At 71.4% G+C, this 13977-nt stretch carries 14 protein-coding genes; 9 read left to right on the forward strand and 5 right to left on the reverse strand.

All coding sequences use genetic code 11. The annotated features are described in order from the left end of the window. The first annotated feature begins 17 nt into the window (after nucleotides 1–17). From ABE438_RS12620 to cysK, 7 genes are all read left to right on the forward strand, one after another. Nucleotides 18–893 carry a DMT family transporter gene (locus tag ABE438_RS12620; RefSeq protein ID WP_346502973.1) on the forward strand — a complete coding sequence of 292 codons (876 nt, stop codon included), beginning with the start codon at nucleotides 18–20 and terminating at the stop codon, nucleotides 891–893. 58 nt (nucleotides 894–951) lie between these two features. Next, a complete protein-coding gene (locus tag ABE438_RS12625; protein WP_346502974.1) occupies nucleotides 952–2406 on the forward strand; it encodes an AMP nucleosidase in 1455 nt (484 codons plus the stop codon). Nucleotides 2407–2529: 123 nt separating this feature from the next. Further along, complete coding sequence (locus tag ABE438_RS12630; protein ID WP_346502975.1) at nucleotides 2530–3732, forward strand: GGDEF domain-containing protein; 1203 nt, start codon at nucleotides 2530–2532, stop codon at nucleotides 3730–3732. 73 nt (nucleotides 3733–3805) lie between these two features. After that, complete coding sequence (locus tag ABE438_RS12635; protein ID WP_346502976.1) at nucleotides 3806–5077, forward strand: phosphopantothenoylcysteine decarboxylase domain-containing protein; 1272 nt, start codon at nucleotides 3806–3808, stop codon at nucleotides 5075–5077. Next, nucleotides 5074–5559, forward strand: coding sequence for a dUTP diphosphatase (gene dut / locus ABE438_RS12640; protein WP_346502977.1), 486 nt, complete (start codon nucleotides 5074–5076; stop codon nucleotides 5557–5559). Before ABE438_RS12635 ends, dut begins: the two co-directional genes overlap by 4 nt. Continuing rightward, nucleotides 5556–6008, forward strand: a complete 453-nt coding sequence (locus ABE438_RS12645) for an RrF2 family transcriptional regulator (protein ID WP_346502978.1) — start codon at nucleotides 5556–5558, stop codon at nucleotides 6006–6008. Before dut ends, ABE438_RS12645 begins: the two co-directional genes overlap by 4 nt. A gap of 95 nt (nucleotides 6009–6103) precedes the next feature. Then, entirely contained in the window at nucleotides 6104–7072 is a 969-nt protein-coding gene (gene cysK, locus ABE438_RS12650) for a cysteine synthase A (protein WP_346502979.1), read from the forward strand. 91 nt (nucleotides 7073–7163) lie between these two features. Here the strand turns inward: cysK and ABE438_RS12655 are convergent, their stop codons facing one another. Both ABE438_RS12655 and ABE438_RS12660 read right to left on the reverse strand, forming a co-directional pair. Further along, the gene (locus ABE438_RS12655) at nucleotides 7164–8033 is read right to left on the reverse strand and encodes a VOC family protein (RefSeq protein ID WP_346502980.1); all 870 of its coding nucleotides are present in this window, start codon (nucleotides 8031–8033) and stop codon (nucleotides 7164–7166) included. 118 nt (nucleotides 8034–8151) lie between these two features. Further along, a complete protein-coding gene (locus tag ABE438_RS12660; RefSeq protein WP_346502981.1) occupies nucleotides 8152–9174 on the reverse strand; it encodes a YihY/virulence factor BrkB family protein in 1023 nt (340 codons plus the stop codon). 185 nt (nucleotides 9175–9359) lie between these two features. Here ABE438_RS12660 and ABE438_RS12665 point away from each other — a divergent pair, with 185 nt between their 5' ends. After that, nucleotides 9360–10094: an outer membrane protein gene (locus ABE438_RS12665; protein WP_346502982.1), complete on the forward strand. Its 735-nt coding sequence runs from the start codon at nucleotides 9360–9362 to the stop codon at nucleotides 10092–10094. Between the two features lie 165 nt (nucleotides 10095–10259). Continuing rightward, entirely contained in the window at nucleotides 10260–10964 is a 705-nt protein-coding gene (locus ABE438_RS12670) for an SDR family oxidoreductase (protein WP_346502983.1), read from the forward strand. A gap of 43 nt (nucleotides 10965–11007) precedes the next feature. Here ABE438_RS12670 and recR read toward each other — a convergent pair whose 3' ends face one another. From recR to ABE438_RS12685, 3 genes are all read right to left on the reverse strand, one after another. Next, nucleotides 11008–11613, reverse strand: a complete 606-nt coding sequence (recR, locus tag ABE438_RS12675) for a recombination mediator RecR (RefSeq protein WP_346502984.1) — start codon at nucleotides 11611–11613, stop codon at nucleotides 11008–11010. Nucleotides 11614–11713: 100 nt separating this feature from the next. Then, nucleotides 11714–12034, reverse strand: a complete 321-nt coding sequence (locus ABE438_RS12680; RefSeq protein ID WP_346502985.1) for a YbaB/EbfC family nucleoid-associated protein — start codon at nucleotides 12032–12034, stop codon at nucleotides 11714–11716. Nucleotides 12035–12079: 45 nt separating this feature from the next. Next, nucleotides 12080–13969, reverse strand: coding sequence for a DNA polymerase III subunit gamma/tau (locus tag ABE438_RS12685; protein ID WP_346502986.1), 1890 nt, complete (start codon nucleotides 13967–13969; stop codon nucleotides 12080–12082). Nucleotides 13970–13977 lie beyond the last annotated feature (8 nt).

The raw sequence follows: 13977 nt of genomic DNA on the forward strand, positions 1-13977 counted from the left end.
GACGTGGAACGACGCGCGTGATCTTACCCGCCCGCTCTGGCACGCCGTCCGGCGGTGTCGAGGCGCTCGCGCTCGCCGTCGCCGGCTTCGCGCTGTTCGCCGCCGGTGATGCCGCCTCGAAGCTCGTCGTGGTCGAGAGCAACACCGTGACCGTGCTCTGGGGCCGCAGCCTCGCCTTCCTGCTGGTGACGGTGCTGCTGATCGGGCCGCACCGGGTCGTGCCGGTGCTGCGCGGCACGCCGGTGCGGCTGCTGCTGCTGCGCTCGGTCTTTCCCTGCCTGGGCGGGCTCTGCGTCATCGGCGCCAGCGCCTATCTGCCGCTGGCGCAGGTCACCACCGTGCTCTTCGTCGCGCCGCTGCTGAGCATGGTCTTCGGCTACCACATCCTCGGCGAGCGCGTCGGTCCCTGGGGCTGGGTCGCGGTGCTGCTCGGCTTCGCCGGCGTGCTGGCGATCATGCGGCCCTTCGGCGGCGATTTCTCCTGGGCGCTGGTCATTCCGGCGCTGGGCGGCGTCTTCGCCGCGATGGGGCAGGTGCTGACCCGCCTCGTGGCGCAGCGCACCACGCCGCGGGCGATCGTGCTGTATCTGGCGCTGCTGATGCTGGCCCTGTCCTCGCTGCCGCTGCCCCTGTTCTGGCAGGCGCCGAGCGCCGGGCAATGGTGGGTGCTGGCGCTGGCCGGCGCCTGCCAGGCGCTCGGCCAGTTCAGCATGGTCGCGGCCTATGCCCGGGCGGCTGCCTCCCGCATCGCGCCCTATTCCTATGCGCAGCTCCTCACCGCAGCCCTGCTCGGCTTCGCGCTGTTCGGTGAGGTGCCGGATGCGATGACCCTGCTCGGCGCGGCGCTGATCGTCGCCGGCGGGCTGATCTCGCTGCGGCTGGCCGGGCGCTGAGCGGTTTCCGCTTTCCGGCACGATGTTGTAGATCGGCGGCGAGGAGACCCGTCGCGCCATGACCTTCGAGACCGCCGCCACGCCCGAAGCCGCCGTCGACCGGCTGGAAGCGCTCTATGCCGCGGCGACGACGGCGCTGCGCGGCGATCTGCAGCGCTTCTTCGCGACGCGGCAGGCGCCGACCCCGGAGGAGCGCGCGCTCTACCGCTATCCCCTGCTGCGCGTCACCTACGAGCCGGACAAGCTGCCGGCGGCGACGCGGCGCGGTTACGCCAAGTTCGCGGCGCCCGGCGTCTATTCGACCACGGTCTCGCAGCCCGGCGAGTTCCGCACCTATCTGCTCGACCAGCTGCGCCCGCTCGTCGAGGAGTATGGCGCGACGATCGAGACCGGCGTCAGCAGCCAGGAAATTCCCTACCCCTACGCGCTCGACGGCGGCGACGAGCTCGGCCGCGACAATATCAGCCCGGCCGAACTCGCCCGGCATTTCCCGACGCCGCTGCTCTCGCTGGTCGGCGACGAGATCGCCGACGGCACCTATGAGCTGGTCGACGGCGAGCCGCGGCCGCTGGCGCTGTTCGACGCGGTGCGCGTCGACTATTCGCTGCGCCGGCTGGTGCACTACACCGGCACCGACTGGCGCGCCGTGCAGCCCTGGGTGCTGCTGACCAATTATCACCGCTATGTCGACCAGTTCGTCCGGCTCGGCCTCGCCGAGATCGAGGCCGGCACAGCTGAGGCGCTGGTCACGCCGGGCGGCGTGCGCATCGAGCGCGACGGCGTCGATGTCAGCGCCGCCGAGCGGGTGATGTCGGCGCCCTGGCACCGCTTCCAGATGCCGGCCTACCATCTGATCCGCAAGGGCGGCGCCGGGGTGACGCTGGTCAACATCGGCGTCGGCCCGTCCAACGCCAAGACGATCACCGACCATCTCGCGGTGCTGCGCCCGCATTGCTGGCTGATGGTCGGCCATTGCGGCGGGCTGCGCCAGACCCAGATCATCGGCGACTACGTGCTGGCCCACGCCTACCTGCGCCAGGACGGCATCCTCGACCACCATGTCCCGCCCGACGTTCCTGTGCCGGCGCTGGCCGAGGTGCAGGTCGCACTTCAGGAGGCCGCGGCGCTGGTCACCGGCGAGAAGGGCGACCGGCTGAAGCAGCGCCTGCGCACCGGCACCGTCGTGACGCAGGACGACCGCAACTGGGAGCTGCGCTGGACCCGCGAGCGCCGTCGCATCAACCTGTCGCGCGCCATCGCCGTCGACATGGAATCCGGCACCATCGCCGCGCAGGGCTACCGCTTCCGCGTGCCCTACGGCACGCTGCTCTGCGTCTCCGACAAGCCGCTCCATGGCGAGATCAAGCTGCCCGGCGCCGCCAACGCCTTCTACGAGCGCGCGGTCGGCGAGCATCTCAAGATCGGGCTCGCCGCGCTGGACAAGATGCGCGACGCCGGCTCCTCGATCCATTCGCGCAAGCTGCGCAGCTTCGACGAGCCGCCCTTCCGCTAGGTGGATCGCTAAACCGCGAGCGATCCTCTCAACCGCCCGGAAGGGCTGCCCGCGGGAGAGTGGCGACCGGGATCGCGGTCATTGTGCGGGCCGGTCCGCATCGACAGGGAGACGCCGGGGACCGTGAGCGAGCACAGCCCGACCATCACCATGGCCCTGATCGGGCCCGGCGTCCTGTGCGTGTTCGGACTGGCGTTCCTCTGGGCCTGGGTGATCGAGCGCAGGCGGCATTATCTGCTGCTGCTGGCGGCCGCGCCCCTGCTGTTCGGGCTGGGCATCCTGATCCAGGCCTTCTACTGGCCCCCGGCGACCGTTCCCAACGCGCTCCTGTCGGCGCTGTTATATACGCTAGCCGTTCTGCTGGCTGCGGAGGCGATCCTCTCCCGCTCGGGCCGGCGGCTGGGCCTGCCGGCCGATCTCGCCATCCTCGCCGTCATCCTCGGCGGATTGTGGTTCTTCGCCGTGATCCGGCCGAACCTGCTGGCGCGCGTCTACATCCAGAATTTCGGCTACGGCTTCATCCTGCTCGCCGCGGCGCTGCGGCTGCTGCCGCTGATGCGCGGCCGGCCGGTCGACCGCGTGCTGTTCTGGGTGCTGCTCGTCTTCGCGCTGCACTTCTTCCCTCGCACGCTGCTGACCATCGGGCTGAGCGCGCCGGTCGGGCCCAGGGCGTTCGGCGGCTCGCTGTTCTGGCACGCGCTGCACCTCTCGCTCGCGGTGCTGGGCGCGGCGCTGGCGACGGCGATCCTCGCCGCGGCGCTCTCAGACCTGATCGACGATCTGCGGCGCGAGCGCGATGTCGACGGCATGACCGGCGTGTTCAACCGGCGCGCCTTCGAGCAGAGGGCCGGGCTCCTGCTCGCTGACGAGCGGGCGGCGCCCTGCACCCTGATCGCCTGCGACCTCGACCATTTCAAGCAGATCAACGACCGCTACGGCCACGGTGCCGGGGACGAGGTGCTGAAGGCCTTCGCGAGGCTGCTCCTGCAGGGCTGTCGGGCCGAGGATCTCGGCGGCCGGATCGGCGGCGAGGAGTTCGCGCTGCTCTTGCCGCGCACCGGGCAGGATCGCGCCAGCGAGGTCGCCGAGCGGCTGCGCACCGCGCTGTCGCGGCTATCCTTCCCCGCCATGCCGCGCGATGCGGTCGTGACGGCAAGCTTCGGCCTCGCCCAGGCCCGGCCGGGAGACACGCTGTCGCAGCTGCTCGCCCGGGCGGATACGGCCCTCTACCGGGCGAAGCGCGCCGGCCGCGACCGGATCGTGCTGGAGACCGCCGCGCCGGAGGCAGGTCGGCGCGACCCGGCGCCGAGCCTCTCGCCCTCGTGACGGCGACGCCGCGGCATGACAGCGGCGCCCGCCGGATGCTACGACACGATCCGTCACGCCTCGGAGGCCGCCTGTGTCCGCGACCCGCTCGATCCTGCTCATCATCGGCGGCGGCATCGCCGCCTATAAATGCCTGGAGCTGATCCGCCGGCTCAAGGATCGCGGCATCGCCTGCCGCTGCATCCTGACCCGCGCCGGCGAGCAGTTCGTCACGCCGCTCTCGGTCGGCACGCTGGCGGGCGAGCGCTGTTTCACCGACCTGTTCTCGCTGACCGACGAGGCCGATATCGGCCATATCGCCCTGTCGCGCTCGACCGACCTCCTGGTGGTGGCGCCCGCCACCGCCGACCTGATCGCCAAGATGGCCAACGGCCATGCCGACGATCTCGCCTCGACCGCGCTGATGGCGACCGACAAGCGCGTCCTGATCGCCCCGGCCATGAACCCGCGCATGTGGTCGCATCCGGCGACCCGGCGCAACATGGCGCAGCTCCGGCAGGACGGCGTGCTGGTCGTCGGCCCGAATACGGGGGCGATGGCCGAGCGCGGCGAGAGCGGCGAGGGCCGCATGGCCGAGCCGCAGGAAATCCTCGCCGCCATCGAGCTGGCGCTGGCCGGCGAGCCGCGCGCCCAGCCGGCCTCGATCGGCTTCCTCGGCCGCCTGCCGGGCGGGGAGCAGGCGGGCCGGAGGCCGCTGGCCGGACGGCGCGTGCTGGTGACCTCGGGCCCGACGCATGAGCCGATCGACCCGGTGCGCTATATCGCCAACCGCTCCTCCGGCAAGCAGGGCCACGCCATCGCCGCCGCCGCGGCCGCCGCCGGCGCCGAGGTCACGCTGATTTCCGGCCCGGTCGCCATCCCCGATCCGGCCGGGGTCACCACCGTCCATGTCGAAAGCGCCCGCGAGATGCTGGCGGCGACCGAGGCGGCGCTGCCCGCCGATATCGGCATCTTCGCCGCCGCCGTGGCCGATTGGCGGGTGGCGGGTGCCGCCGGCCAGAAGATGAAGAAGGACGCAGGCGGCATCCCGGCCCTGCATCTCGTCGAGAATCCCGACATCCTGGCGACCGTCGCGGCGCGCGAGGTCGACCGGCCGCGCCTCGTTGTCGGCTTCGCCGCCGAGACCCAGAACGTAGTCGACTACGCCCGCGCCAAGCTGGCGAAGAAGGGCTGCGACCTGATCGTCGCCAACGATGTCGGCGGCACCGGCGTGATGGGCGGCGACGACAACACGGTGCATCTCGTCACCGCTGAGTCCGTCGAGACCTGGCCGACCCTGCCCAAGGCCGAGGTCGCCGGACGCCTGGTCGCGCATCTCGCCGGCCTGCTGGCCCAGCCTCGATGAGCGCCATGGCCGCCGTCCTCGTCCGGCGCCTGACGCAGGCGCGCGACCTGCCGCTGCCGGCCTATGAAACCGCCGATGCTGCCGGGCTCGACCTGCGCGCCGCGCTGCCCGGCGGCCCGCTCGACCTCGCCCCCGGCGCGCGCGTTCTGGTGCCGACCGGGCTCGAGATCGCGCTGCCGCCCGGGCATGAAGGCCAGGTCAGGCCGCGCTCCGGTCTGGCGCTGCGCCATGGCGTCACCGTGCTCAACGCACCCGGCACCATCGACGCCGATTATCGCGGCGAGGTGAAGGTCATCCTGGTCAATCACGGCGCCGAGCCCTTCGCGATCCGCCATGGCGATCGCATCGCGCAGCTCGTGGTGGCGCCGGTGTCGCGGGCGGCCTTCGTCGAGGTCGCCTCGCTCGACGAGACGGCGCGCGGTGCCGGCGGCTTCGGCTCGACCGGCATCGGGCGCTCCGCCGTCGCAGGGGGCGCGTCGTGATCCAGCTCTCGCGCCGCAGCGCGCTCGCCATCGCCGCGGTGGTCGACATCGCCTTGCACGCCCGCGGCGCGCCGGTCGCCGCCAAGGCGCTCGCCGCCCGGCTCGACCTGCCGCCGCGCCATCTCGAGACCATGCTGCAGGCCCTCGTCCGCGCCGGCATCCTCAAGGGGCTGCGCGGCCCGCGCGGCGGCTACGAGCTCGCCCGCGAGCGCCGTCGCATCACCGCCGGCGGCATCCTGCGCGCCACCATGCTTGACCCTAGCGGCGAGTTGCCGGCGCCCTCCGAATCCAGTCCGCTACTGGCCACCGTGATCACGCCGCTGGTGCAGACCGCGATGGAGGCCTGCCTGGCGACGCTCGACACCGTTACCGTCGCCGAACTCTGCGAGCAGGCGGAGAATGGCGGCCTGACCGAAGACGGCACGAAGACGCATGATTTCACGATCTAGGATTGTGAATATAAAACAAATATCGACACAATTTGTGATTAAGTGATAAGCCAGAGCAGGTCGCTTCCGCAGACCCGCAAGCAGGGAGGCCCGTCATGGCCGAGACACCCCGGATCAAGACCGCCGGCCGCGGCCGGATCTACGACTCCATTACCGATACGATCGGCGACACCCCGCTGGTCAAGCTCAACCGCCTGCCGGACGAGCGCGGCGTCAAGGCGACGATCCTGGCCAAGCTGGAGTTCTTCAACCCGATCTCCAGCGTCAAGGACCGCATCGGCGTCAACATGATCGACGCCATGGAGGCCTCGGGCGCCCTGAAGCCGGGCGGCACGCTGATCGAGCCGACCTCCGGCAATACCGGCATCGCGCTCGCCTTCGTCGCGGCGGCGCGCGGCTACCGCCTGATCCTCGTCATGCCCGAGACCATGTCGATCGAGCGCCGCAAGATGCTGGCGCTGCTCGGCGCCGAGCTGGTGCTGACGCCCGGCCCGGCCGGCATGCGCGGCGCCGTCGCCAAGGCCGAGGAGCTCAAGGCCGAGATCCCGGGCGCGATCATCCCGCAGCAGTTCGAGAACGCCGACAACCCGGCGATCCACCGCGTCACCACCGCGGAGGAGATCTGGAACGACACCAAGGGCGCGGTCGACATCGTGATCTCGGGCGTCGGCACCGGCGGCACCATCACCGGCATCGGCCAGGTGCTGAAGCAGCGCAAGCCCACGGTGAAGATGGTCGCGGTCGAGCCGGAGGATTCCCCCGTGCTCTCCGGCGGCCAGCCCGGCCCGCACAAGATCCAGGGCATCGGCGCCGGCTTCGTGCCCGGCGTGCTCGATCGCGCGGTGATCGACGACATCGTCACAATCGGCAACCAGACCGCCTTCGAGACGGCGCGCGCGCTCGCCCGCAGCGAGGGCATCCCGGTCGGCATCTCCTCCGGCGCGGCCGTCGCGGCGGCGCTCGAGGTCGGCGCCCGGCCCGAGAACGCCGGCAAGACCATCGTCGTGATCATCCCCTCCTTCGCCGAGCGCTATATTTCGAGCGCCCTGTTCGAAGGGCTCTGAGCCGCCGCCTTCGGGCACGGCCTTGCAGTGACATGAGAAGGGCCGGCGTCCGTGACGCCGGCCCTTCGCGTTTGCTGGCCGGGGGAGGGGATCAGCGCCGCAGCACGATCCGGTTGCCCCAGGGATCGGCGATGGTCGGGGACCCGCCTGCCTCGTCGCCGCCGGCGGCCAGGATGCGGCCGCGCAGGGCGTCGAAGGCCTCGGCGTCGCGGGCCACCAGCTCGAAGCTCGCAAGCCCCGCCTCGCCCGTGTGGCGCGGCCCGGCACCGCGGCTGTGCCAGATGTTGCCGGCGATGTGGTGGTGATAGCCGCCCGAGGCCATGAAGCTGGCGCCGGGATAATGCGTCATCACGTCGAAGCCGAGCTTGCGGTGATAGAAGGCCTCGGCGGCCGCGACCTCGCCGACGCGCAGATGGATATGGCCCATGGCCGTGCCGGCGGGCATGCCGGCATAGCCGCGGCCGTCGGCCTCGCGCAGCAGCGCCTGGAGGTCGAGGCGCTCCGTCGCCATGGCGATGTCGCCGGTCGCGGTGCGCGGCCACTCCGACCGCTTGCGGTCGCGATAGATCTCGATGCCGTTGCCTTCCGGATCGGACAGGTAGAGCGCCTCGCTGACCAGATGGTCGGAGGCGCCTTCCAGCGGCAGCCGGGCCGCGGCGGCGTGCGCCAGCCAGTTGGCGAGGTCGCCGCGCGAGGGCAGCAGGATGGCGAGGTGGAACAGGCCGGCGGCGGAGGCGGGCGCCGTCGCGCCGGCGATCAGCCGCACCAGCGGCAGCGAGCCGATGCCGAGCACGGCCTGGCCTTCGTCCTGCGTGATGAGGCGCAGGCCGATCATGTCGCGATAGAAGGCGGTGAGGGTGGGCAGGTCGGCGACGCGCAGGCTGACGGCGCCGATATGGATCGGTGCGTCATGGGCCTCGAGCGGCATGTGGGCTTCGTCGGCCGGGACGGTTGCGGTCATGGCAGGCTCCGGAAAGGGCTGCGGGCGCCGTCGCCCGCCTGCAGCCAATATCGGATGCCCCTGGCCGCTTGTCGTCCCCATGCGCGACAAGGACGCGCTTGCAGCGGCGCAATCGGGCTCAGCGTTTGCGGGCTTCGCCGCCGAGCTGCGGGCGGGCCGGCGCCGCCGCCCCGTGCAGGCGCTGCTGCTCCAGCTCGGAATTCAGCTCCGCCCCGACCAGCACGATGGTCGCCGAGAGCCAGAGCCAGGTCATGAACACCACCACCGTCGCCAGCGAGCCATAGGTCGCGGTGTAGTTGCCGAGCGTGCCGACATACCAGGAGAAGGCGCTGGAGGCCGCGACCCAGAGCAGCGCCGAGACCACCGCGCCGGGCAGCACCCAGACGAAGCGCGGCGGCTTGCGGTCCGGCCCGATCCAGTAGAGGCAGCCGATCGCGATGGTGGCGATGGCGAAGAAGGAGGGCCAGCGCACCAGCCGCACGACCTCTTCCAGCTCGTGGCCGAAGGGGAAGAGCGCGGTGACCACCGGCAGGCTGGCGATGGCGATCAGCGCGATCGTCAGGATCAGCAGTCCGCTCAGCGTCGTGCCGAGCGAGATCAGGTTGAGCTTGACGAAGCCGCGCTGCTCGCGCGCCCCGTAGATGATGTTGAGCGCGTCGAAGATCGCCTTCACCGCCGCGTTGGCGCTCCAGGCGGCGACGCCGAGGCTGATCAGGAAGGTCGTCGACAGGCTGGCGGCGTCGCGGCCGGAGAGGCGGATCGCCTGCTCGCGGATCAACTCGCGGGCGGCGTCGGGAAACATCACGGTGATGTCGTCGAGCTGGGTGATGATCCGGGCCGGATCGGTCAGCATGCCGTAGGCGGTGACCAGCAGCGAGAGCGCCGGTACCAGCGAGAGCAGGGTGAAGAAGGCGACGGCGCCCGCTAGCGACAAGACCCGCGCCTCGCCGACCCGCTCGACGAAGCGGGCGAACACGTCCTTCCAGCCGCGCCAGGGCAACTGGGCAGGGGTGGCGACGCCGCGGCCGGCCTTGCTGGGCGCCTCGTCGCGGCGCTTGCGGCGGCCGAGCAGCGTATGGACGTATCCGAGCGCCACCGCCGCCATGCCGGCGGCGCCGGTGATCCGCTTCAGATACGCCATGCCCTTCGCCTCCTGACCGCGTCGCCCTGTCTTCAACGCCACGAAAACCCCGCGCGTTCCAGCCCGCCGGCCGCCTGGGCCGTTTTAGCGCTCTGTTAACCTTAACGCTTTCTAATCATCGGGTCTCGTCCAGAGCCGTCATCCGCCCGGCGCGCGGCCCGATCGCCCGCGCCGACGCCCCTACCATGCCCGCCTCCGAGTTCCTGATGAAGCGCTCTCTCACCGCCGCGGTCGCGACCCTCGCTCTCCTGGGCTGCGGCCCGGTGCTGGCCGGCTATCTGCCCTCCGCGAAGGGGATGCTGCCGCCGGCGCCGCCGCTGCCCGCCTTCTACGACTGGAGCGGCGTCTATCTCGGAGCACAGGCCGGCTATGGCTGGGGTTCGGACCGTTTCGCGCCGGTGACCGCCTTCGGGCGCGTGCCGCTCGGCCCGCGGGCACAGACCAGCCCGTCCGGCGCCTTTGGCGGTGGCCATCTCGGCTTCAACCACCAGTTCGGCCAGCTCGTCTTCGGCGTCGAGGCCGATATCGAGACGATGAACGCCCGCACCCGCTACGAGGATGCGGCTCTGGTGATGCGCCAGCGCCAGGACTGGCAGGGCTCGGTGCGCGGCCGCCTCGGCTACGCGCTCGACCGCTATATGGTCTATGTCTCGGCCGGCGCCGCCTTCACCCGTTTCGAGCACGCCTTCTCCAGCCCGCTCACCGGGCTGAGCGAGACCGCGAAGGTCTCGCGCACCGGCTGGACCGTCGGCGCGGGCCTCAATCATGCTGTGACCGAGAACGTCATCCTCGGCCTGGACTATCGCTATACCGATTACGGCCGCTTCGACCAGGCCGGGCGCGGCCCGTTCTTCGGCATCGCCGCCGAGCACGAGCCGTCCTCCCACGCCATGCGCGCCAGCATCGCCTACAAGTTCTGAGCGGCCGGGCGACCGGCGTCCCGCGAGGCCGCGCTCATTGGGCGCGGCCTTCTGCGTTGCGGGCGCAAGCCGCGCCAGCCGCTTGGCAGCCCCCGCCGCCCGGTGCCACAAGAGGGTGAGTGCGACGGCCCGCTGGAGGCCGCCGGCCAAAGCAGGGAGGCCGTCATGGCGAACGGGAAGGTCGCGGTCGTCACCGCGGGTGGCAGCGGCATGGGCGCGGCGTCGGCGCGCCGTCTGGCGGCGGACGGCTATGCGGTGGCCATCCTGTCCTCCTCCGGCAAGGGCGAGGCGCTGGCGGCCGAGCTCGGCGGGCTGGGCGTCACCGGCTCGAACCAGTCGAACGACGATCTCAGCCGGCTGGTCGAGGCCGTGATGGCGCGCTGGGGCCGCATCGACGTGCTGGTCAACAGCGCCGGCCACGGTCCGCGTGCCGGCATCACCGAGATCACCGACGAGCAGTGGCATACCGGCCTCGACGTCTATCTGATGAACGTCGTGCGGCCGACGCGCATCGTCGCGCCGCTGATGGCGGAGGCCGGCGGCGGCGCCATCGTCAACATCTCCACCGCCTGGGCCTTCGAGCCGAGCGCGATGTTCCCGACCTCGGCGGTGTTCCGCGCCGGGCTCGCCGCCTACACCAAGCTCTTCGCCGACGCCTATGCCGCCAAGAACGTGCGCATGAACAATGTCCTGCCCGGCTGGATCGACAGCCTGCCGCAGACCGAGGAGCGGCGCGACAGCGTGCCGATGAAGCGCTACGGCAAGGCGCAGGAGATCGCGGCCACGGTCGCCTTCCTCGCCTCCGAGGGCGCCGGCTACATCACCGGACAGAACCTGCGCGTCGATGGCGGTTTGATGCGCTCGGTCTGACGGGAAGCGGCGCGCGCGCCGCGCGCCGCTTTGCTCCGCGGCCTCAGAAGCCGGTGCGCTGGCGGATCGCGGCGGCCAGCGTGCCGTCGTCGAGATAGTCGAGCTCGCCGCCCACCGGCACGCCATGGGCGAGCTTGGTCACCTTCACCGGCAGATGCGCGAGCAGGTCGGTGACGTAATGCGCCGTGGTCTGGCCCTCCACCGTGGCGCTCAGCGCCAGGATGACCTCGGTGACACGCGGATCGGCGGCGCGGGCCACCAGCGCGTCGAGGAAGAGGTTCTCCGGCCGCACGCCGTCCAGCGCCGATAGCACGCCGCCGAGCACGTGGTAGCGGCCCTTGACCGCGCCCGAGCGCTCCAGCGCCCAGAGGTCGGAGATGTCGGCGACGACGACGATCAGGCTGTCGTCGCGGCGCGGATCGCGGCAGAGCCCGCAGGGATCGCTGGTATCGACATTCCCGCAGGTCCCGCAGACGACGATCCGCTCGCGCGCCACCGTCATCGCCTCCGCCAGCGGGCCGAGCAGCTGTTCGCGCTTCTTGACCAGGTGCAGCGCGGCGCGCCGCGCCGAGCGCGGCCCGAGCCCGGGCAGCCGCGCCAGCAGCTGTATCAGCTTGTCGATTTCGGGGCCGGCGACGGAGCGTGACATGGTGGCGGGCGATGCCTCACGGCAGGCCTCGCGCCGACCGTCTGGTGACTAGGGGCAGGGGAGCGGCGGCCGCGACCGGAGCGGGCCGCCGCGGCGCGGCTCAGAACAGCTTCATGCCGGGCGGGATCGGCAGGCCGCGCGTCACTTCCGACATGCGCTCCTGCACCTCGCGCTCGGCCTTGTTGCGGGCGTCGTTGGTGGCGGAGATTACCAGGTCCTCGAGGATTTCCTCCTCGCCCTGCACCATCAGGCTGGGGTCGATCTTGATGGTCTTCAGCAGGTTCTTGGCGGTCATCACCACCTTGACCAGCCCGCCGCCCGCGCTGCCCTCGAATTCGAGCGTGTCGAGCTGGGCCTGCATGTCGGCCATCTTCTGCTGCATCTGCTGCGCCTGCTTCATCAGGCCCATCATGTCGCGCATGTGTTCGGCTCCCGGCTTGGGTCGGTTCTTCGGTCAGTTCTTGGGTCAGTTGCTGTCGTCGGTCCAGAAGGCGATGTCGTCCAGATCCGGCTCGGCGTCGTAGTCGAGCGGGGCATAATCCGACAATTCGGCATCCTCGGGGCCGGCTGGCGCTTCCGCGGCGGCTTCCGCCGCCCGCGGGTCGCGCACGTCGACGATGCGTGCGCCCGGAAAGCGTTGCAGCACGGCGCGCACCGCCGGATGCGCCGCCGCGTCGCTCTCCCGCCGGCCCTTCGCGGCCTCCGCCTGCTCGCGCAGCGTCGGCGCGCCCTCGCCGTTGACCACGGTGACGAACCAGGTCTGGCCGGTCCATTCCTTCAGCCGCTTGGCGAGGTCGTTGGCGAGATGGCGGTTGCCGTGCTCGGCCAGGGCGAACTCGATGCGCCCGGTCTCGAACTTCACCAGCCGCACGTCGCGCTCGAGCGCGATCTTCATGGCGATGTCGCGCTGGCGCGAGGCGAGCGCCACCAGCTCCTCCAGGCTTTCCGGCTGTGCGAGCGCGCTGGCGCGTGCCTGTGGGGCGGGCGCCGTGATGGCGACGGGCGCCGGATTGGCCGCGGCCAGCACCGGGCGTGCCGCCAGCGCCGTGGCGCCGCCGCCCATGGGCGGGCGCGGCCCGGAGCCGCCATTGCCGCCGCTGCCCTGGCCGCCGCCGTCCCGCAGCAGGCGCAGCGCCTCGTCCGGCGTCGGCAGGTCGGCGGCATGGGCGAGGCGCACCAGCGCCATCTCGGCCGCCATCACCGGCCGGTCGGCCTGGCGGACCTCGGCGATCGCCTTGAGCAGCATCTGCCAGGCGCGCGCCAGCACCCGCACCGGCAGGCGCTGGGCGAAATCGGCGCCGCGCACCCGCTCGGCCTGGCTCAGGCTCGGATCCTTGGCGGCGTCGGGCACGATCTTCAGCCGCGTCACCAGATGGCTGAACTCGGCGAGGTCGGAAAGCACCACCGCCGGATCGGCACCGGCGTCGTACTGGGCGCGCAATTCGCCGAGCGCGGCGGCAATGTCGCCCTTCATCACCTGCTCGAACAGGTCGATCACCCGCGCCCGGTCGGAGAGACCGAGCATGGTGCGCACCTCCTCGAGCGTGATGCGGCCGCCGGCATGGGCGATCGCCTGGTCGAGGATCGAGAGCGAATCGCGCACCGAGCCCTCGGCGGCGCGGGCGACGGCGGCGAGCGCCTCCTCCTCGGCCTCGATGCCTTCCGCCCGGCAGATCTTGTCGAGATGGCCGACCAGCACGGAGGCGTCGACGCGGCGCAGGTCGAATCGCTGGCAGCGCGACAGCACCGTCACCGGCACCTTGCGGATCTCGGTGGTGGCGAAGATGAACTTGGCGTGCGGCGGCGGCTCCTCCAGCGTCTTCAGGAAGGCGTTGAACGCGCCTCCCGAGAGCATGTGGACCTCGTCGATGATGTAGACCTTGTAGCGCGCCGAGACGGGGGCGTAGCGCACCGCGTCGTTGATCTGGCGGACATTGTCGACGCCGTTGTTCGAGGCGGCGTCGATCTCCATCACGTCGATATGGCGGCCCTCGACAATCGCCTGGCAATGCACCCCGAACTGCGTCAGATCGGTGGTCGGCGCGCCGCTGCCGTCGGCATTCTGGTAGTTGAGCGCGCGCGCCAGGATGCGGGCGGTCGTGGTCTTGCCGACGCCGCGCACGCCGGTCAGCATCCAGGCCTGTGGAATGCGGCCGGCCGCGAAGGCGTTGGTCAGCGTCCGGACCATGGCCTCCTGGCCGATCAGATCGCCGAAATGCGCTGGCCGGTACTTGCGCGCCAGCACGCGATAGGCGGCGGGGGCCGCCGCGGGGGCGGGGGGCGAGGCGGCCGCCGGAACCGCCGGGGCAAGGCCTGGGAAGCCCGGCTCGTCCGCGGGCATGTTCTCGTCGCTCATGTCACTGC

Source organism: Allobosea sp. TWI1241 (assembly GCF_039673065.1).
Taxonomy (GTDB): Bacteria; Pseudomonadota; Alphaproteobacteria; order Rhizobiales; family Beijerinckiaceae; genus Allobosea.

Bases quoted from the DNA above. Each gene is read 5' to 3' on its own strand.
- ABE438_RS12625 (WP_346502974.1), top strand. From the start codon at position 952: ATGACCTTCGAGACCGCCGCCACGCCCGAAGCCGCCGTCGACCGGCTG.
- dut (WP_346502977.1), top strand. From the start codon at position 5,074: ATGAGCGCCATGGCCGCCGTCCTCGTCCGGCGCCTGACGCAGGCGCGC.
- cysK (WP_346502979.1), top strand. From the start codon at position 6,104: ATGGCCGAGACACCCCGGATCAAGACCGCCGGCCGCGGCCGGATCTAC.
- ABE438_RS12655 (WP_346502980.1), bottom strand. From the start codon at position 8,033: ATGACCGCAACCGTCCCGGCCGACGAAGCCCACATGCCGCTCGAGGCC.
- ABE438_RS12660 (WP_346502981.1), bottom strand. From the start codon at position 9,174: ATGGCGTATCTGAAGCGGATCACCGGCGCCGCCGGCATGGCGGCGGTG.
- ABE438_RS12665 (WP_346502982.1), top strand. From the start codon at position 9,360: ATGCCCGCCTCCGAGTTCCTGATGAAGCGCTCTCTCACCGCCGCGGTC.
- ABE438_RS12670 (WP_346502983.1), top strand. From the start codon at position 10,260: ATGGCGAACGGGAAGGTCGCGGTCGTCACCGCGGGTGGCAGCGGCATG.
- recR (WP_346502984.1), bottom strand. From the start codon at position 11,613: ATGTCACGCTCCGTCGCCGGCCCCGAAATCGACAAGCTGATACAGCTG.
- ABE438_RS12680 (WP_346502985.1), bottom strand. From the start codon at position 12,034: ATGCGCGACATGATGGGCCTGATGAAGCAGGCGCAGCAGATGCAGCAG.
- ABE438_RS12685 (WP_346502986.1), bottom strand. From the start codon at position 13,969: ATGAGCGACGAGAACATGCCCGCGGACGAGCCGGGCTTCCCAGGCCTT.